Source organism: Pantoea agglomerans NBRC 102470 (genome assembly GCF_001598475.1).
Lineage (GTDB): Bacteria > Pseudomonadota > Gammaproteobacteria > Enterobacterales > Enterobacteriaceae > Pantoea > Pantoea agglomerans.
This window is the reverse complement of record NZ_BCZA01000006.1, coordinates 474,398-491,859: the sequence shown is the minus strand read 5'-3', so window position 1 is coordinate 491,859 and position 17,462 is coordinate 474,398. Positions and strand designations below refer to the sequence as shown.

Annotated in this window: 17 protein-coding genes; 6 read left to right on the top strand and 11 right to left on the bottom strand. The window is 55.1% G+C overall.

Features of this window, described 5'->3' with window-relative positions; translation table 11 throughout:
- Positions 1–54: 54 nt before the first annotated feature.
- Positions 55–1,995, top strand: a complete 1,941-nt coding sequence (locus PAG01S_RS14850; protein WP_062759301.1) for a methyl-accepting chemotaxis protein — start codon at positions 55–57, stop codon at positions 1,993–1,995.
- A gap of 644 nt (positions 1,996–2,639) precedes the next feature.
- Here the strand turns inward: PAG01S_RS14850 and PAG01S_RS14845 are convergent.
- From PAG01S_RS14845 to PAG01S_RS14825, 5 genes are read right to left on the bottom strand one after another with little or no spacing between them, the layout of a single operon-like run.
- Positions 2,640–3,722: an ABC transporter ATP-binding protein gene (locus PAG01S_RS14845; RefSeq protein WP_062759296.1), complete on the bottom strand. Its 1,083-nt coding sequence runs from the start codon at positions 3,720–3,722 to the stop codon at positions 2,640–2,642.
- Positions 3,723–3,724: 2 nt separating this feature from the next.
- Positions 3,725–4,672 carry a carbohydrate kinase family protein gene (locus PAG01S_RS14840; protein WP_033760463.1) on the bottom strand — a complete coding sequence of 316 codons (948 nt, stop codon included), beginning with the start codon at positions 4,670–4,672 and terminating at the stop codon, positions 3,725–3,727.
- A gap of 2 nt (positions 4,673–4,674) precedes the next feature.
- Positions 4,675–5,514 carry a carbohydrate ABC transporter permease gene (locus PAG01S_RS14835; RefSeq protein WP_062759295.1) on the bottom strand — a complete coding sequence of 280 codons (840 nt, stop codon included), beginning with the start codon at positions 5,512–5,514 and terminating at the stop codon, positions 4,675–4,677.
- Positions 5,504–6,412, bottom strand: coding sequence for a carbohydrate ABC transporter permease (locus PAG01S_RS14830; RefSeq protein WP_022624334.1), 909 nt, complete (start codon positions 6,410–6,412; stop codon positions 5,504–5,506). Before PAG01S_RS14830 ends, PAG01S_RS14835 begins: the two co-directional genes overlap by 11 nt.
- A gap of 9 nt (positions 6,413–6,421) precedes the next feature.
- Positions 6,422–7,669 (bottom strand): extracellular solute-binding protein, encoded by a 1,248-nt coding sequence (locus PAG01S_RS14825; RefSeq protein ID WP_062759293.1) that lies wholly within the window; start codon positions 7,667–7,669, stop codon positions 6,422–6,424.
- A gap of 297 nt (positions 7,670–7,966) precedes the next feature.
- Between PAG01S_RS14825 and PAG01S_RS14820 the strand changes: the two genes are divergently transcribed.
- Positions 7,967–9,136: an ROK family transcriptional regulator gene (locus tag PAG01S_RS14820; protein WP_033787030.1), complete on the top strand. Its 1,170-nt coding sequence runs from the start codon at positions 7,967–7,969 to the stop codon at positions 9,134–9,136.
- 42 nt (positions 9,137–9,178) lie between these two features.
- On the opposite strand, the gene PAG01S_RS14815 is transcribed toward PAG01S_RS14820, so the two are convergent.
- From PAG01S_RS14815 to PAG01S_RS14805, 3 genes are all read right to left on the bottom strand, one after another.
- On the bottom strand, positions 9,179–10,453 hold the full coding sequence (locus tag PAG01S_RS14815; RefSeq protein WP_010247095.1) for a Glu/Leu/Phe/Val family dehydrogenase: 1,275 nt from the start codon (positions 10,451–10,453) through the stop codon (positions 9,179–9,181).
- 465 nt (positions 10,454–10,918) lie between these two features.
- On the bottom strand, positions 10,919–11,308 hold the full coding sequence (locus tag PAG01S_RS14810; protein ID WP_010247098.1) for a DUF1090 domain-containing protein: 390 nt from the start codon (positions 11,306–11,308) through the stop codon (positions 10,919–10,921).
- Between the two features lie 122 nt (positions 11,309–11,430).
- Positions 11,431–12,201 (bottom strand): MerR family transcriptional regulator, encoded by a 771-nt coding sequence (locus tag PAG01S_RS14805; protein WP_073970681.1) that lies wholly within the window; start codon positions 12,199–12,201, stop codon positions 11,431–11,433.
- A 361-nt stretch (positions 12,202–12,562) separates the two neighbouring features.
- Here PAG01S_RS14805 and PAG01S_RS14800 point away from each other — a divergent pair, with 361 nt between their 5' ends.
- A complete protein-coding gene (locus tag PAG01S_RS14800; RefSeq protein WP_033760447.1) occupies positions 12,563–12,958 on the top strand; it encodes a hypothetical protein in 396 nt (131 codons plus the stop codon).
- A 45-nt stretch (positions 12,959–13,003) separates the two neighbouring features.
- Here the strand turns inward: PAG01S_RS14800 and PAG01S_RS14795 are convergent, their stop codons facing one another.
- Together PAG01S_RS14795 and PAG01S_RS14790 are read right to left on the bottom strand one after the other, a co-directional pair.
- A complete protein-coding gene (locus PAG01S_RS14795; RefSeq protein ID WP_010247104.1) occupies positions 13,004–13,477 on the bottom strand; it encodes a nuclear transport factor 2 family protein in 474 nt (157 codons plus the stop codon).
- A gap of 55 nt (positions 13,478–13,532) precedes the next feature.
- The gene (locus tag PAG01S_RS14790; protein ID WP_010247107.1) at positions 13,533–13,967 is read right to left on the bottom strand and encodes a 6,7-dimethyl-8-ribityllumazine synthase; all 435 of its coding nucleotides are present in this window, start codon (positions 13,965–13,967) and stop codon (positions 13,533–13,535) included.
- Positions 13,968–14,356: 389 nt separating this feature from the next.
- Here PAG01S_RS14790 and PAG01S_RS14785 point away from each other — a divergent pair, with 389 nt between their 5' ends.
- Positions 14,357–15,064 carry a phage antirepressor KilAC domain-containing protein gene (locus tag PAG01S_RS14785; protein WP_010247108.1) on the top strand — a complete coding sequence of 236 codons (708 nt, stop codon included), beginning with the start codon at positions 14,357–14,359 and terminating at the stop codon, positions 15,062–15,064.
- A gap of 133 nt (positions 15,065–15,197) precedes the next feature.
- Here PAG01S_RS14785 and PAG01S_RS14780 read toward each other — a convergent pair whose 3' ends face one another.
- Positions 15,198–15,995 (bottom strand): MetQ/NlpA family ABC transporter substrate-binding protein, encoded by a 798-nt coding sequence (locus PAG01S_RS14780; RefSeq protein WP_062759290.1) that lies wholly within the window; start codon positions 15,993–15,995, stop codon positions 15,198–15,200.
- Between the two features lie 284 nt (positions 15,996–16,279).
- On the opposite strand from PAG01S_RS14780, the gene PAG01S_RS14775 reads away from it, so the two are divergent.
- Positions 16,280–16,663 (top strand): cupin domain-containing protein, encoded by a 384-nt coding sequence (locus tag PAG01S_RS14775; RefSeq protein WP_010670360.1) that lies wholly within the window; start codon positions 16,280–16,282, stop codon positions 16,661–16,663.
- 151 nt (positions 16,664–16,814) lie between these two features.
- Complete coding sequence (locus tag PAG01S_RS14770) at positions 16,815–17,396, top strand: DJ-1/PfpI family protein (protein ID WP_062759288.1); 582 nt, start codon at positions 16,815–16,817, stop codon at positions 17,394–17,396.
- The last annotated feature ends 66 nt before the right edge of the window (positions 17,397–17,462 follow it).

Below are 17,462 nucleotides of genomic sequence, written 5' to 3'. Positions count from 1 at the left end.
GAGCACCATAACTACAAGGAGGTATTGAGCCAGGTAAATTTCAGGGGAAGCACTATGGTCAGTCAGTTAACACATAAGAAAAGAATGAGTACCCGTGCCCAGATGCTGATCATGGGTGGTTTAACGATAGTGCTGGGATTTACCGTGACGATTGGGGTTCTCAGCTGGCAATCCGGTAAAGAGCAGAAGGCGCTGGCCGAACAATATCTGCAGCAGATTGCGCAGAGCCGTGCCTTACAGGTGCAGCAGGAATTGAGCCATGCACGTGATGTCGCGAGTCACCTTGGACAAAGTCTGATTGCCTTGCCCCACGTAGGCATTACCGATCGCAAAGCGGCCGATAAGGTGATGGAGTATGCGCTGCGTGCTAACCCTGACTATCTGTCGATGTCAGTGATATTTGAACAGAATGCGTTTGATGGCCGGGATGCTGATTTTGCTTCACAGCCAGGTCAGGCCCCACAGGGTCGTTATGCCTTTTTTGTGGATCGTGACGCGTCAGGAAAATACGCGATGCATCCGCTGCTCTCCTATCTGACACCGGGTCAGGGCGATTACTATCTGATCCCGCAAAAAACACAAAAAGATACGCTAACCGAACCCTATAGCTATGCCTACAACGGCGTACCGACGTTGCTCACCTCCGTCGCCGCCGCGATTATCGATCAGGGCACCTTAAAGGCGATTGTTACCTCTGACATTTCACTGGCATCACTGCAACAGAAAGTGAATCAGATTAAACCCTGGCAGGGAAGCGGCTATGCGCTGCTGCTTTCTCACGGCGGGAATGTGGTCTCTTCGCCGGTGAAAGATGAAGCCGGGAAGCCCTGGAAAGGCGAAAAAGAGGGTTTTACGTCAAAAGTCGTCCAGCGATTTGATGCCGTGCTGGGTGAAGACGCTTTGGTCACCTGGCAGCCGGTGGTGATTGGTAACAGCGACAAACCCTGGTATCTGGGCGTGGTGGCACCAGTCAGTGAGGTGATGGCCGCCTCAAACCGGCAGTTGATGTGGGCGGTGATCCTGATGGTCGTGAGCGTTCTGCTGGTCGGGACGGTGCTGGGCATGCTGTTCAGCCGTAAAGTGCTGCGTCCGATTGGTGGCGAGCCGGCTGAAGCGGCGCATATTGCGCTGGCTGTCGCCGATGGCAAACTGGATAACGCGATTGTGGTGAAAAACGGCGATCGCAGCAGCCTCTTTTTCGCCCTGGATACCATGCAAAGCCAGCTCCGGCAGATTGTCGGGCAGATTAAAGATTCCAGTGAATCAGTACGCCAGGGGGCGGGTGAAATTGCCAGCGGAAACCTCAATCTGGCGTCACGCACCGAACAACAGGCCGCCGCGCTGGAGCAGACCGCAGCCAGCATGGAGCAGATCAGCGCCACGATTCGCCTGAATGCCGATAACGCGCAGCAGGCGACCAGCCTGACTGAAAACGCTACCCACATCGCCAGTCGGGGTGCCTCGCTGGTGGGTGAGGTGGTGCAGACCATGGCGCAGATCGACGACAGTTCGAAAAAGATCGGCGACATTACCACCATGATCAACAGCATCGCCTTCCAGACCAATATTCTGGCGCTGAATGCGGCGGTGGAGGCTGCACGTGCCGGTGAGCAGGGACGCGGTTTTGCCGTGGTGGCTTCTGAAGTGCGTAATCTGGCCCAGCGCAGCGCGAACGCGGTGAAAGAGATCGGCGCACTGATTGAAGAGTCGAGCGTGCGGGTCGAGAGCGGCGTCCGGCTGGTAAACGATGCCGGTAAAACCATGCAGGAGATGATGCAGGCGGTGAATTCGGTGCAGGGGATTATCGGTGAGATTGTTACAGCATCAAGCGAACAGGCGCGTGGCATCAGCCAGGTAACGATTGCCGTCAATGAAATGGATGGCGTCACCCAGCAGAATGCCGCGCTGGTGCAGCAGATGTCGGCTGCCGCCAGTTCGCTGGAGGATCAGGCGCAGCAGCTGTCACAGACGGTAGAGCAGTTTCATCTGGCGTAAGCAGGCGTATGTTTCCTGATCCAGACTCTGCTTCACAAAATAAAAAACCCGCCGCTGGCGCAATGCTGATCAGTTAAGATTAGATTTGTAAAGGCTGTCACGGTTAAACGTGACAGCCTTTTTTTCCGGGCGAGCGAGCCGCAGTGCGGGCCAGCGCACCTCTGCTGCTGCCGGGCCGTCCTCGCGCCGCTCACGCGGTACCTTCGGCTTTGACGTCGTGCCGACGAACCGTTCGGGATCGGCCCTCCCTGGCCGGCCCCGAACTGTCCACGCTTCCCTGCGTGGACTTCTGGCCCAACGTCACGCCTCAGCGCTGCGGATAGCCCTTTCAGCAGCAGAGGCGCTCAGGCCTCCACTCTCGTGCCCTTTTTAACAATACACACTGAAGTTTCAGAGCAGGCTGGTCCGGGCAGGGGCAGGCAATCCGCAGCGCTGAACAGAATGAGTCTGCCAGGAGAGCCCGCAGGACGCGGGCGAAAGGCGGGGCGGCACAGGATGTGCCATCCCCGGCGGTCCGTCAGGCAGAGGAATGAAGTGAAGGAACGCGCAGCGGCGCGAGGACCGCCAGCCCCTGCCCGGCACCAGACTGCGTTATCATCTGTCGCTTAACTGACTGGCATTAGCCGCTGGCGGGTTTATTTTTATCACTGTTCCGTCAGCCGCACACCGCTGCTGGCATCAAACAAGTGCATTTTATCCGGGTTAACGGTCACCGGCAGCGTGCCGCCAGGCACGGCATCGCTGCGGCCTGTCAGTTGCATATGCAGCGGGAAACCCTGCCAGTTCAGATGTAGCAGGGTCGATTCGCCGGTGATCTCAACAATATTGACCGCCGCCGGTTGCCCGCTGGCATCAAAAATCAGATCGTGGGGTCGTACGCCAAGCGTGACCGGCTGATCGGCCTGCTGCTGTGCCGCACTGTGCCAGCGACGCGGTAACGGCAGCCACTGCTCGCAACAGCAGACGCCAGGCAGCCCATCGCGTGTCTGGAAACGGGCATCCAGCAGATTCATCGGCGGTGACCCGATAAACCGCGCCACGAAGGTGTTAACCGGGCGGTCATAAATCGCCAGCGGTGCACCCTGCTGCACAATGACCCCTTCTTTCATCACCACAATCTGATCTGCCAGCGTCATCGCCTCGACCTGATCGTGGGTAACATAGACCATGGTGGTTTTGAAACGCTGATGCAGCGACTTGATCTCGGCCCGCAGCTCCATGCGTAACTGCGCATCAAGATTAGAGAGCGGCTCATCAAACAGAAACACCTGCGGATTGCGCACCATGGCGCGGCCCATCGCCACGCGCTGCCGCTGTCCACCCGACAACGCTCTTGGATAACGCTGCAGCAGCTGATCGATGCCGAGAATGCCGGCAATGCGGGCGATTTTGCTTTTTTGCTCCTCGCGCTTCACCTTTTTCACCTGCATGTGAAACGCCAGATTCTCCGCGACGGTGAGATGCGGATAGAGCGCATAGCTCTGAAACACCATGGCGATATCCCGGTCAGCAGGATCGAGATCGTTAATCTGTTTTTTATCCAGCATGATCGCCCCGTCAGAGACGGTATCCAGACCGGCAAGCAGCCGCAGCAAGGTTGATTTGCCGCAGCCGGAGGGGCCGACCAGCACAGTGAAACTGCCATCAGGAATGGTTAAATCCAGCGGGTGCAGCACGCTCTGTTTACCGTAGCGCTTCGCCACCTGTACAAGTTCAACACTGGCCATGTTCAGCGCACCTCATTTGATAGTTGGAGTTGTTGCCAGCTGGGATAGCGGCGCGGAGAGCTGCTTATCGCCTGTGATGCCACTTCAATGCCCCAGCGCAGCGCCGTGTGCGATGGCTGGTGATAGAGCAGTGCAGTAAGAAAACCGGCATTAAAACTGTCACCGGCTCCAATGGTATCTACCACCGTCACCGGCTGGGCAGCAGCATACTGCACAGAGGCGGCAGACCAGAGACGTGCGCCCTCTGCGCCACACTTAATCACACAGCCGCCGCGACCACTGAGCCGGGCCGCCAGCTGTTTACCGCTTTCATCCAGCAGTTCTGCGCCCGATAAGCCCAGCGCTTCCACCTCATTCAGCAGCAGCCAGTCACAGTCCGCTAACCAGTTGCCAATCTGTAAGCGAAGCCCATCGCTCCAGCCCGCAGGCGGCCAGCCGGTATCCACGGCGACACAGAAGCCACGCTGTTGCAGCGCGGCCAGCAGCGCCGGGTAGTGATCATAGAGTTCCAGACAGAGAAAGGTGCCGCACAGCAGTACGATGTCGCCCGACGTCGCCTGCGACGGCAACTGGGCCAGCACATCGTCCGCGGTCAGCACGGTAATATGGCCGTGATTGCTGAGAAACGAGCGTTCGTTATCGGGATGGGTCACGCCTACCGTCAGCGAGGTTTCACAGGCATAGCGCGGCCAGTATGCAGCGCTATGAGGAAAGTGACTGGCGAGCCAGTGACTGAAGCCATCGTCGCCCTGATTGGCAATGGCCCGATGCGGCACCTGCATCGCCTCCAGCGCCAGCGCACAGTTACCTGCGGACCCGCCGGGACGTAACTCACTGTGCTGCAGCATCACTTCCGTGCCGCGCTGCGGCCAGTCGCTGAGCGTACTCATGATTAAATCAACATTTATATTGCCCACCACATAGAGGGTGGGCGTGAGGGTAGTGACCATAATTATCCCTTACTTCCGCCGCTGGTGAGACCGCTGACCAGCGTCTTCTGCAACCAGATGGCAATAAACAGTGGCGGCACCGAAGCCAGAATGCCGATTGCCGCGATCAGCCCGTCATCGGTCGCGCGTCCGGCGGTAAAACCGGCAATGGCGACCGGCAGGGTCTGTGCCGAAATATTGCTGGTGAACAGCAGCGCGTAGAAAAACTCATCCCAGGCGAGCAGCCAGCCGAACAGCGCGGCAGCGCCCAGCACCGGCTTTGCCAGCGGCAGCGTAATGCGCAGCAGAACCTGCCAGAAGCGCAGGCCATCAAGCCGTGCTGCCTGTTCGATATCACGTGGCAGTGAGTCGAACTGGTTCTTCAGCATCCAGGTCAGAAACGGCAGGATCAGTGAGCAGTAGACAATCACCAGGCCGGGACGGGTGTTGAGCAGCCCCAGTTGTTGCAGCAGAAAGTAGAGCGGCAGCACAAACGCCACGGGCGGCACCATATAGATTGCCAGAGCGCCGGAAAGCCAGGCATCACGACCACTGTAGCGTGAGAAGCTGAACGCCGCAGGTATCGCCAGCAGCAGCGAGATCGCTGTGGCCACCGTCGCCACCAGCAAACTGTTGCCCAGCGCGTGCAGAAAAACGTTGCCGGGCTGATTCGGTGCCAGCGAAACCAGCCCCTGATAGCGGCTGAAATCCCACTGACGCGGCAGCCACTCCAGCGGCACGCGGGAGAGATCGCTGGCGGAACTGACGCTCATCAGAAACAGCCAGCCCATCGGGGCCAGGATGCTGACGGCGACCAGCAGTGCAGCCCCGTAACGCAGGACCCGTCGCAGTTTAGTTTTCATAAGCGGTACTCCGGCGGCGCTGATGCCATAACATCAGCAGATAGAGCGTGATCAGCAGGGCGCACATCAGGGTCATCAGTATCGCGTAGGCGGCACCGCTGCCGGCACGCAGATAGCTGAACGACTCCTGATAAACGAAAAAGCTCAGGGTTTTGGTGCTGTCCACTGGGCCGCCGCGCGTCATCACGTAGATGATGTCGAAGATTTTGAAAGCATCGATGGTGCGTAACACCAGCGCGACGCCGAGCGGTGCAACAATCGCCGGGAAGGTAATCGCCCGGAAACGCCGCCAGGCGGAGGCACCGTCCAGTCGTGCCGCTTCAAACAGATCCTCGGGGATCGACTGCAGCGCCGCCAGCACCAGCAGGGTGACCAGCGGATAGTTTTTCCAGATATCCGCAAACATCACCGCATTGAGCGCCGCCTCCGGCGATCCCAGCCAGCTGCGATAACCGTCAATGATACCGAGCTGGCTGAGCAGGGCATTGATGCTGCCGTAGTCAGGGTTGAAGTTGAGCCGCCACATCATGGCATTGACGATGGTCGGCAGCGCCCACGGCAGAATCACCAGTACACGCAAAACGTTGCGCCCGATGAATTTCTGATTCAGCAGCAGCGCCACCAGCACGCCGATAATCCCTTCAACGGTGACAGACACAAGGGTGAAATAGAGTGTGCGCCAGATCGACGCCCGAAAGTCGGGATCGCTAAGCGCATAGAGATAGTTTTCCAGCCCAATCCAGGCAGGCGTTTCACCACTGCCAATCAGCGCAGCATCGGTAAAGCTGAGCCAGATGGTACGCAGCAGAGGCCAGGCGGTTAACAGCAGCATCACCAGCAACATGGGTGCCAGCAGCACCCATGCCTGACGCTGTTCGCGTTGACGCAAACTCAGCATCGTGACTCCTTAACGCAGCCGGGCGGCGCTTTTATCAACCGTCGCCATCGCGTCCTGCACCGGGGCTTTACCCAGCAACACCTGCTGTAACTGCTGCTGCAGCTGGTTCGACAGACGGGAATAGTCAGCGGTCTCCGGACGTGACAGCATCACGTTTAGCGATTTGTCCGCCGCAGCAATCAGGCTCTCCTGATCCTTTTTCACTGCTTCATCCTGATAAGAGGATTTCCAGATCGGCAGGCTGAGCTTCGCATACTGATTCTGTACCGGCTGTGAGGTCATGTACTGAATGTACTGCCACGCCTCGTTGGCATGGGTGCTGCCTTTGGTGATCCCCAGCCCCATTGAGCCGTTCACCGCACCGACTTTACCAGGTGCATCGCCAGGCGCAGGCATGATCCCAACGTCGCCCGCCACTTTGCTCTGCTTCGGATCGTTGGCCATGTTGTACATGTAGGTCCAGTTCAGCGCGAAAGCCGCATCGCCATTAGAAAACGATTTACGCACATCCTCTTCCAGATATTCACGCGACGCCGGGTTACTCAGGCCCTCATCAAGCGAGCTTTTCATCAGGTTAAGCGCCTTGAGTGAAGCCGGGCTGGAGAAGTTAAGTTTGCCGTTCTGATAGAACTGACCACCAAAGCCTGAAACAAGCGTGGTGTAGTCACACACCAGCGCCTCAGCCTGGGACCAGCTCCAGACCAGCGGCCAGGTGACAATCTTTTTATCCTTGATGATCTTCGCGTCATCCAGCACCTGCTGCCAGGTCTGTGGCGGCGTGGTGATGCCCGCTTTAGCCAGCATCGCTTTGTTGTAGTAAAGGTATTTGGTGTCGAGGATCCACGGCATACCCAGCGTTTTACCTTTGTAAACCACGGTGTTCATCGCGCCCGGGAAGACCTTCTCTTTATCCTCTGGCGTAATGCGTGCGCTGACATCCTGCAGCAGATCGAAACGGGCGAATTCCGCTGGCCAGATGGCATCGAACAGCACCACATCATAGCCATTGCCGCCCGCGCCACGCGCCGCCACAATCTTGTCGTGCAGCGCCTCATAAGGAACAAACTCCAGATTGACGCTGACATCCGGGTGCTGCTTCTGAAAATTTTGCGTCATCGCGCGGATATCATTTTCGCTGTAAGCCGCCTGGGTCATAAACAGGGCATTGATCTGGCTGGCCGCCGCCGCGCTGCCTGCGCTTAACATCAGTAAGGCGGCAAAACCGGCTTTTAGTTGGGGTGTGTAACGCTGTAACATGGTCTTCTCCACTGTGCAGCAACAGGCTGTCGGTTAATTAAATCAATTTGATTGATTTAATCGGGGACGTAATTTTGGTCAGTGGGTGAACTGACCTGTCTGAATCTAAGCAAACGGCGTGCCACAGTGCCGGAGGACATTGCAACAAAGCCGTAACAACGCTGAAACTCAGACTGCGCTTTTATGGCAAAATTGCCTATCCTGATGCGCGAGAATTGCGTGCAGCATCAAAGATATTGTTTGCCCGAATGCATTCGGAGACCAATACTGTCGGGTCCCGCTGAAATGGAAAACAACATGAAAACCTCGGGTACCAACCTTGAACATGCGCGGGCGCATAACCGACGTGTGGTGATTGAAGCCATTCGCCTGCACGGTGAACTGACCCGTGCCGAACTGGCCCGCATGACGGCGCTGACGCCGCAGACCGTCTCGAATATCGTGGCGGAACTGGAGCAGGCCGAACTGCTGACCAGCCGCCAGCCGCGCCGCAGCGGGCGTGGTCAGCCCTCAATTCCGGTTACGCTCAATCCCACCAGTGCCTGGTCGATCGGCATCCATCTTGATCACCAGACGCTGCTGCTGGTTCTGGTCGATCTCAGCGGCGAAGTGCGTTTCCGCCGCCTCGTTATGGTGCAAAAGCCCCAGCCTGCTGCCACCCTGGCGTGCATTGCCAGCGTGCTGGAGGAGATGCGCGCCTTCCTGGGTACTCAGTGGCAAAAAGTGCTGGGGATTGGCGTGGTGATGCCAGGGCCTTTTGGTGTGGAGGGCATTTCATCAGTGGGGCCGACTACGCTGAACGGCTGGGAGCAGGTCGATATCGAGGCTGAACTCGCCACCATCAGTGGTCTGCCGGTGACGCTGGAAAATGATGCTACGGTCGCCGCCATAGGCGAACGCTTTCACGGCACAGCGCGCCACCTGAACTCCTTTATCTATCTCTATATCGGCACCGGCCTGGGCGCGGGGATCTTTACCGATGGTCATATCTATACCGGCCACGCTCATAATGCGGGCGAAATCGGACACATTGTGGTCGAGCCGGGCGGTCGCGACTGCTACTGCGGAAATCAGGGCTGCCTCGAGCGTTACGTCTCGCTGCAGGCCGCTTATGAATTCTGCGGTCTCGATCCAATGCGGGCGCTGCCCGAAGATCTGTTGCAGATTGAACCCGCGCGTTTTACCGCATGGATTGAGAATGTGACGACGCCGTTGCGTCAGGCGATCAATATTCTGGAGTCGGTGTTTGATGCTGAGGCGGTGATTATTGGCGGGATGATGCCTGCGCCGTTGCTGGAGCAGATGGTGCAGCGATTGCCGCCGCTTTATCAGTCGGTGCGCGGACGTTATCTTAACGATATGCGACTAAAAATTGGCATGACCGGCAGCGATACAGCCGCTCTCGGCGCCGCCGCTTTACCGATTTTCGATGAATTTAATCCGAAGTTTCAGGTGCTGATGAAGTAGTCAGGGAAAAGGGCGCTGCTGCAGGCAACAGCGCCACAGGCATTAACCCGGGTAGATACCGCGATCTTTACGCGCCATCAGAATACGCTCACAGGCCACGATATAGGCCGCGGTGCGCAGCGAGCAATCTTTCTCCTTCGACTTTTCCCAGACGTGTACCATCGCTTCCGTCATGATCTTGTCTGAGCGACGATTGATCTCATCTTCGCTCCAGAAGAAGCTGGCCATGTCCTGAACCCACTCGAAGTAGCTGACGGTCACGCCACCGGCATTACAGACCACGTCCGGCACCACGATAATGCCGCGGGTGGCCAGCATGTCATCGGCATCCGGATAGGTCGGGCCGTTTGCGCCTTCCAGCACGATTTTGCAGCTCAGGACTTCAGCACGCTCGCGGGTAATCTGACCTTCCAGCGCCGCCGGGATCAGAATATCCATCCCTGTGGTCCAGAACGCCTCTTTATCAATGCTCTGCGCACCAGGGAAACCGGCAATCTGCTTATTGGCGATCTGCCATTCGGTCAGGGCAGCCATGTTGATGCCATCGGCATTAAACAGCGTCGCGGTGTGATCCTGAATCACTACCACACGAGCACCCGCCTCATCAAACAGGCGTGCCGCTTCGCTGCCGACGTTACCGAAGCCCTGGACCGCAACGCGTGCGCCTTCAATTTCAATACCTGCACGGCGTGCCACTTCGCGTCCGGTAATAAACACGCCGCGACCGGTGGCTTTTTCACGCCCCAGTGAACCGCCCAGATGAATCGGTTTGCCCGTGACAACGCCGGTAATCGTTGTGCCGTGGTTCATGGAGTAGGTATCCATCATCCACGCCATCACTTTGCTGTTGGTCCCGACGTCTGGCGCAGGAATATCTTTTTGCGGCCCGATGATGATGCCGATCTCGCTGGTGTAACGGCGGGTCAGTCGCTCAAGTTCACCGTCGGACAGTTTGAACGGATCAACGCGGATACCGCCCTTAGCGCCGCCATAAGGCAGGTTAACCGCCGCACATTTGATGGTCATCCATGCGGAGAGCGCCATCACTTCATTAAGGTCGACATCCGGATGGTAGCGAATACCGCCTTTTCCTGGGCCGCGCGAAAGGTTGTGCTGAACGCGATAGCCTTCGAAATGGCGAATTGAGCCATCATCCATCTGGAGAGGAATATCAACAATCAACGCACGTTTTGGATGACGCAAAGTATCTATCCAACGTGAAAGATCGCCCAGATAGGGCGCAACCCGGTCGATTTGCTGTAAATAGGTGGACCAGGCAGATGTGCTGCTTTCAGACGCATAAGATAACTTATCCATAAAAAACCTTTCTTAATGAAGTTATTTATTGTGTGGAGCCGTGGATGGAGAGCGCATTGCATTGCGCCGACATAATCTAACACTACTGAAACAAATAAGATGTGGCATCAGCCATGCCACATCGCTGTAATGCCCTGTTTTGGGGCAGGGTAAGTGAATAGATTAGTATTGCTGGCCCCTTACAGACGAATAAAGATGCGCGTGGAGTGCGTATTTTCTGCATAGGACAGGAAATATCGCTATCTTTCAAATCTTTGAGGGCGTTCAAAAAGTTAAATAATTGATCGTAACCATGTTGACTTTGCTGCACCAATTAAGTGCATGAGAATAAGTAATCAAAGGATTACATAAAGTAATGGATTGGACGTTAATAGCGCAGGCTAATCAGGTATTTAGAAAGGAGAGAGGGTCAGGGCTGGGGAAGGGAGAATAACGGGCCAGCGCAGTGGCTGGCCAGAATGAGTTTTACTGATGCAGAGCCTGCTCGGCTTCTTTCAGTTCCTGGCGAGCGTCAGCCAGTTTATCTTCGCGCTTCTGGATCTTGCTGGCGCTGCGGCCTTCTGCTTTCGCTTTAGCCAGTTCCTGTTCGCGTTCCTGTACCTTCAACTTTTTCTCTGCCACTTTTTCCTGACGCTGCTTTAGCAGACTGCTTTCGGTACAGTTCTGATTTACTTCGCTCAGCGCTTTTTCAAGGCCGGCAACCTGATGGGTATTATTGTGCTGGCGGGCAAAAGAGAGCTGGGTCTCAATCTCCTGCTTTTTGGCTGCACAACCGGTCAGGCCAGAGGCCGCGTGAGCAGCAGTAAAAGTGAGTGGTAACAGGAGAAGGCTGAAGGTCAGTAAGGTCTTTTTCATCTTAGTCTCGTCAATGAGTCAGGGTTGTGGCACCAGTATACGGAACCACCTTAAGAGATTCTTAACGAAAAAAATTATTTACTGGCGCGGAAAAACAGGGGTAAAGAAGGCGCTGCCTGCTGTCAGGCAGCGCTGGAGGCGTTGGATTGGGCAAATTGCAGGTTACAATCAGGTCCACTGAGCATTACCGGATGGCCATCCAGACTCTGCTGTTCAAAATAGTCCTGCATCTGCTGGCTGATGCCGGCACCACACCACATCACATGATGCTGATGAAGGTCGGTTTTAACGGCTGGCAGCCCGGTTGCACGCGAGTCAACCTCGACATTAAAGCCCATCGCAGTAAGACGAATGGCTTCAAGCCAGATTTCGGTTTTATCAAGTACGCTCACCGCTTCCAGAAACAGAGGAATAGAAGATTCGTTGCGCGATGAGGCGCGCATGACTTTATCCGCCTGCTGCTGCACGGTTTGCTCAAAACGGTTGAGGCGACGTGACGCTCCCCGACGGAGATCGGCGTAAAGCCAGGCGCTCAGCGGCCGCAGCAGATTAATGACGAAATCATCACCGCTATAATGGCTGGACATCGTGTGCATCTGACGTGAAAGCGACAGCGGTGTGCCAAATTCCAGCTGCCAGAGCAGGTCACCTTTGCGCGCCGCCCAGCCAAAGGTGGTGACCGTCGAAGCAGCCTGCTGACCTTGCCAGATTTCGTCGAGCGTCGCGCCAGTGGCTGTTAAGCCAACCAGGGTCTGGATTTCACTGAGGTGATGCTCACTCCAGCGTTCCTGATACTGCTGCGGCGTCAGTAATCCCTGCTTCATCCAGCTCTTCAGGTTAGCGGGATGGGTGCCGGTTATGGCGCAAACAGTATCGGTGGTATAAGAATGCATATCGTGCCCTCTGTAGAGGGGAAGGCCGCCGGGATTAACCGGGGATGAACCACCACTATGAACCTTATAACAGCCAATTAACAGAGGCAGAGTTAAGGCAAACCGGCGCTATGTGCCTGTGACGCTACGCTTATTCGTTGTTATTCTCCGATTAAATTTATGCTGATCAGCAGGTTAAAAGCGCTGCGATCAGGCAATAAAAATACTGTGTATTTATTCAGTAAATATTCTTTACGCAAATATACCGGGAAATCGGTACTTTTAAGCCTCTTTTAAGAGCATGCCGACTCTTATCCCCCTTACATCCTCCCGCTAAATCGCTAAAATAGCGGGTTCTGATGATCAGGAGAAAGAGTGCCCAATGCGTTATCGTTTTAGTCTCGCCGTTGTAACGGTTGCTGCTGTACTGACTGGCTGTGCAAAACATGCCGCCAGCGATGCGCCAGATGAATTTGCTGCTGGCCCGACGCAGATTGATGTCTCACACATCAAGACCCGCGCAGATGATGGCTCCAGTGTATTCCTGACTGTAGATGGTAAAGACGCCGGCAGATTGCCTAACGGCGAAAGCATGCTGCTGCATGTTCCGGCCGGAAAACACCAGGTCGGTGGCTATGTACCCACTCTGTTTGGTATGGGTCGGGTGACCATTGCGCCGGTAGAAGTGACCACGTCACCGGACGATGTCAAAAAGGTGGCTTATACGGTCACACGCAACAAAGCGACCTTTGTTGAGAACAAGGACGAGCAGGGCTGAGTGGATGACGGCGGAGAGCTGCGCTCTCCGCTGGAAGGGCTGGCACTATAAGCCCAGTTCGCTCAGTGAAGGATGGTCGTCAGGGCGTCGGCCCTGCGGCCAGTGAAACAGCCGCTGTTCTTCACTGATTTTCAGATCGTTGATGCTGGCATAACGCTGCTGCATTAAACCCTGCTCATCAAAGGCCCAGTTCTCGTTGCCATATGAGCGATACCACTGCCGTTGCTCGTCATGCCATTCATAGGCGAACCGCACCGCAATCCGGTTCTGGTCAAAACTCCACAACTCTTTAATCAGCCGATACTGCTGCTCCCGCTGCCATTTTTGCTGCAGGAAGGCGATAATTTCTGCCCGGCCGGTCAGAAAGGTATCGCGATTGCGCCATTTACTGTCCGCTGAATAGGCCAGAGCGACTCGCTCCGCATCCCGGCTGTTCCAGCCATCCTCAGCCAGCCGGACTTTTTCAATCGCCTGTGCAGCCAGGGTAAATGGCGGTAGAGGCGGACGTGTATTTTCCAACTTTCTCTCCTTAACAGCGCAGGCAAACGCATTGTCAGCATTCGTTACAGTCGTATCAGAGTTCCAGGGCGTGAATCTGGCAGACGGCACGCGCCGCTTCCTGACCTTTTTTCACGAAATGCTGAGTATAGAAGTCGATAAACTCGGCCGATGGCTGGAAATTATGCGGCGTGAGTGACACCGAGAAGACGGGCACATTGGTTGCCAGCTGTGCCTGCATCAGACCACTTACCACAGCCTGCGCGACGAAATCATGGCGATAGATGCCGCCATCCACCACCAGTGCTGCACAGACAATCGCATCGTAGTTGCCGGTCTGCGCCAGGCGTTGCGCCAGCAGCGGCATTTCAAAAGCGCCCGGAACATCCCATGTTTTAATCTCATATGAGGTACCGCGGCTTTCCAGTTCCTGTTCGAATCCTGTCAGAACCTGAGAAACGATTTCGCTGTGCCAGTTAGCTTTAATAAAGGCGACTTTCAACGGCTGCATGACTTACTCCAGTAAAAGGTGACATCCAGTGGTAACGGGCCAGATTTCGCCCCTGCACCCCGAATCAAAATAGTGAGCCCGGCAGGCCAGTAACCTGCTGACAGCCTTCACTATACTGTAATGTAAAGAGTCTGTGTCCATCATTGTGATTATATGTAAATAACTTAGCGATGGATTACCCGCTTATGCTGCCGCAAAAGCCCGCAACGCCTCCTGCAAGGCATTCAGCACGCACTCTTCAGCCCGCCAAACCGCCTCACACCCTGTTGTTTGCGTAACAGTTTCCAGTTACGTTATTGCTTAAATAAAATACTGGATATTTGAACAGGTGTTTGTATAATTAATCGACTGCCCGCCGGGTATTGGTAGCGTTAGCGAGGGGTGAACCCATGATGATTTCAACTGAAAGCCTCAAATCTCTGGAACAATCGGTCACAATGAGCAGTCGTGAACTGGCTCAGATGACCGGTATTACACACGGAGAAGTGAAGCGGTTAATCAAAAGTCTGGAGACGGCTCAGCGTCTCTCCCAGCCGCTCAGCGTGAATGAGTATGAGCGGGAAGGGGAAGTGCGTCAGGAGTACCGTCTGTGCAAGCGTGACTCGCTGCTGGCCGTGGCACGCCTGTCGCCAGGCTTCACTGCAGAAGTGCTGGATCGCTGGCAGGATCGCGAGAAGACGACCCATCTGCCTGACTTTACCAATCCGGCTGAAGCCGCTCGCGCCTGGGCTGAGCAGTTTGAACAGCGTCAGGCGGCGGAGCAGCAGCTGGCTCTCTCGGCACCCAAGGCGGCGTTCTTTGATAACTTCGTTGAGGTTGATGACTCGCTGGGCTTTCGGCAGCTCTGCAAAATGCTGAAAGTGAAAGAACCGGAGTTTCGCCAGTTTCTGCTGGAGCGCAACATCATGTATCGCGCAAAAGGCACCCTGACGCCGCAGCACTACCATATGCAGGCCGGCTACTTTACGCTGCATACCGGCACGGGCGAAAATCAGCACGCTTTCTCTCAGGCACGTTTTACGTCTAAAGGGGTGAAATGGGTCGCCAGTCTGTGGGCAGGGCACCTCTCTGCTCAGCCAAAAGGCGCAGCCGCGTAACCGTTCCTGTGATCTTGCGGGCTGGCGCGGATGTATAAGTGCTGGCAGATGTGCCTGTAAAAGTGCAGATATAAAAAAAGGCCGCAACAGAGTGCGGCCTTTTTGGATCGTTAATGATCGATTATCGGGCGAATTACCAGCCTTTAATCGCATCACCCTTGTAAACTTCTTCGGCTTTGGCCGCCACCTCCGGTGACTGCAGCGCTGACTTCAGCTTCTGAATTTTATCGCTGTCTTTATTATCTTCACGTGATACCAGCGCATTGACGTAAGGCGATGAGGCACTTTCCATAAATAAGCCATCGCGGTGCGCTGATAATCCAGCCTGAGCCGAGAAATTAGTATTAATGATCGACAGGGTCACGTTGGGATCGTCTAAGGTGCGGGTCAGCTGTGGGGTGTCCACTTCAACCAGCTTCAGATTTTTTGGATTTTCGATGATATCCAGTGAGGTCGGTAAATAACCCACATCCGGTTTAAGTTTAATCAGACCCTGCGCCTGCAGCAGCAGCAGGCTGCGTCCCAGCGTGGTGGCTTCGTTAGAGATGGTGATAGTGGCAGCATTCTGCAGCTCACTGATGTTCTTGATTTTGTGCGAATAGGCAGCAATCGGGAAGACGAACGTTTTACCCACTACCGCAAACTTATAACCGCGCTCTTTAGACTGTGATTCCAGATAAGGCAGGCTCTGGAAGGCGTTAGCATCAACTTCTTTATTATTCAGCGCTTCATTTGGCAGCACATAGTCATTGAAGTTAAGCACTTCGACATCCAGCTTGTATTTATCTTTCGCCACCTGCTTTACCACCTGCCAGATTGCTTCATCAGGCCCGGTATTAATCGCAACTTTAACTTTGTTATCGTCATCTTTTGAGCAGGCGGATAATAGTAGAACAGAACTGGCGAGTAATGCCGTAAACAGACCTTTCATTATCAGAAATCCCTCAGGTGGTTGATGGCTTCAAAGATAATACAGAACTCACAGGTTGCGTACTGACTGAGGAATATATCTTATAACCACAACGCAAATATTGAACATTAATTAATCAGTCATTCAGCCAGTCCGCTAATGGCCGGTTTTCATCCCTCTGTTCGCTGGCGGAAAATTCCTGTTAACAGGCTTATTAAAACGCAGGCGGGCATCAACACAGTTTTCTTCTAAGCTTACTTATCGGTCACTACTGGCATTCTATTGATTATTAACAGGGATTAACCATGTCGAAGCAAGATAACGAAATTAACGCGGTTGAAGTGATGCGCAGCAGCCAGGCCTGGAACGGTGACGTTCTTGAAGCCTATCCCACCGGCGAACCTGAGCTGACCGTTATGCGGCTCTCGCTACCTGCCCATACGTCATTGCCCTGGCATACCCATCCAATGCCGAATGCGGCGTTTATTCTTTCCGGCACCCTGATTGTTGAGGATAAAGAGAGCGGCGAACAGCGCACCTTCCATGCGGGTGAAGCCCTCAATGAGACGGTCAACAGTGCGCATCGCGGTTACACACTGGATGAGCCAGCCGAACTGGTGATTACCTATGCCGGTGTAAAGGGGCAGGAACTGACCGAGCCACTGCCGGGCGAGCCGGAAGAGTTTTAAACGCACTTACTTCATGACGCACCACGGTAGTGTCGCCCGCTGCCGTTTAAAAACCCTGCTCAGACTTGATTCGGATCAGTAAAGGGTGCGCCTGCACAGACCAGGATTAAACGCTCTCTGCTTCATCCACACCAATTAAAAAGGAATTTTCATGGATAAGAATGTTGCTCTGCTGCTTGCCCCTGGCTTTGAAGAAGCTGAGGCTATTATCACTCTCGACATCCTCTCACGCCTGGGCGTTCAGGTTACAACCCTGGCCTGTCAGCCCTATCGCGAAGTGAACAGTTATCATCATGTGAAGGTTGTCGCCGATGAGCTGCTGGAGGCGAATCGGGACAGGCTGTTTGATGCGGTGATTGTGCCGGGTGGTCCTGACGGAAGCAAAAATCTGGCGGCAAATGCGGCAGTGATAGATTTTATTCGCCGCCATGATGAGGCGGGCCGCCTGGTCTGCCCAATCTGCTCCGCGGCGGCCAGAGTGCTGGCGCCACAGGGTCTTTTAAGGGGGCGTCGCTATGTCAGTTCTGGTACGTCATCAGAAGGTGTTACCGATGGCGTTTACGTTAATGCCTCGGTAGTGAAAGATGGCAATTTGCTGAGTGGACAGGATCTGGGCGCGGCGTTTGATTTCGCCTTCGCGATCGCTTTTATCCTGACTGGCGAGGCTGATAGTGCTACCAAGCAGGCTGAACATATCAGTCACAAGCTTAAGGTGGATTTCGCTAAGCTTTAATGAGCGGTGTTTCGCGCCCTTAAAGCGAGATGCTGGCAGGGCGCAAAGTCATCCGCGACAGAAAAG

Bases quoted from the DNA above. Each gene is read 5' to 3' on its own strand.
- PAG01S_RS14780 (WP_062759290.1), bottom strand. From the start codon at position 15,995: ATGAAAGGTCTGTTTACGGCATTACTCGCCAGTTCTGTTCTACTATTA.
- PAG01S_RS14850 (WP_062759301.1), top strand. From the start codon at position 55: ATGGTCAGTCAGTTAACACATAAGAAAAGAATGAGTACCCGTGCCCAG.
- PAG01S_RS14785 (WP_010247108.1), top strand. From the start codon at position 14,357: ATGATGATTTCAACTGAAAGCCTCAAATCTCTGGAACAATCGGTCACA.
- PAG01S_RS14770 (WP_062759288.1), top strand. From the start codon at position 16,815: ATGGATAAGAATGTTGCTCTGCTGCTTGCCCCTGGCTTTGAAGAAGCT.
- PAG01S_RS14800 (WP_033760447.1), top strand. From the start codon at position 12,563: ATGCGTTATCGTTTTAGTCTCGCCGTTGTAACGGTTGCTGCTGTACTG.
- PAG01S_RS14835 (WP_062759295.1), bottom strand. From the start codon at position 5,514: ATGAAAACTAAACTGCGACGGGTCCTGCGTTACGGGGCTGCACTGCTG.
- PAG01S_RS14815 (WP_010247095.1), bottom strand. From the start codon at position 10,453: ATGGATAAGTTATCTTATGCGTCTGAAAGCAGCACATCTGCCTGGTCC.
- PAG01S_RS14845 (WP_062759296.1), bottom strand. From the start codon at position 3,722: ATGGCCAGTGTTGAACTTGTACAGGTGGCGAAGCGCTACGGTAAACAG.
- PAG01S_RS14820 (WP_033787030.1), top strand. From the start codon at position 7,967: ATGAAAACCTCGGGTACCAACCTTGAACATGCGCGGGCGCATAACCGA.
- PAG01S_RS14830 (WP_022624334.1), bottom strand. From the start codon at position 6,412: ATGCTGAGTTTGCGTCAACGCGAACAGCGTCAGGCATGGGTGCTGCTG.
- PAG01S_RS14790 (WP_010247107.1), bottom strand. From the start codon at position 13,967: ATGCAGCCGTTGAAAGTCGCCTTTATTAAAGCTAACTGGCACAGCGAA.
- PAG01S_RS14825 (WP_062759293.1), bottom strand. From the start codon at position 7,669: ATGTTACAGCGTTACACACCCCAACTAAAAGCCGGTTTTGCCGCCTTA.
- PAG01S_RS14805 (WP_073970681.1), bottom strand. From the start codon at position 12,201: ATGCATTCTTATACCACCGATACTGTTTGCGCCATAACCGGCACCCAT.
- PAG01S_RS14775 (WP_010670360.1), top strand. From the start codon at position 16,280: ATGTCGAAGCAAGATAACGAAATTAACGCGGTTGAAGTGATGCGCAGC.
- PAG01S_RS14840 (WP_033760463.1), bottom strand. From the start codon at position 4,672: ATGGTCACTACCCTCACGCCCACCCTCTATGTGGTGGGCAATATAAAT.
- PAG01S_RS14810 (WP_010247098.1), bottom strand. From the start codon at position 11,308: ATGAAAAAGACCTTACTGACCTTCAGCCTTCTCCTGTTACCACTCACT.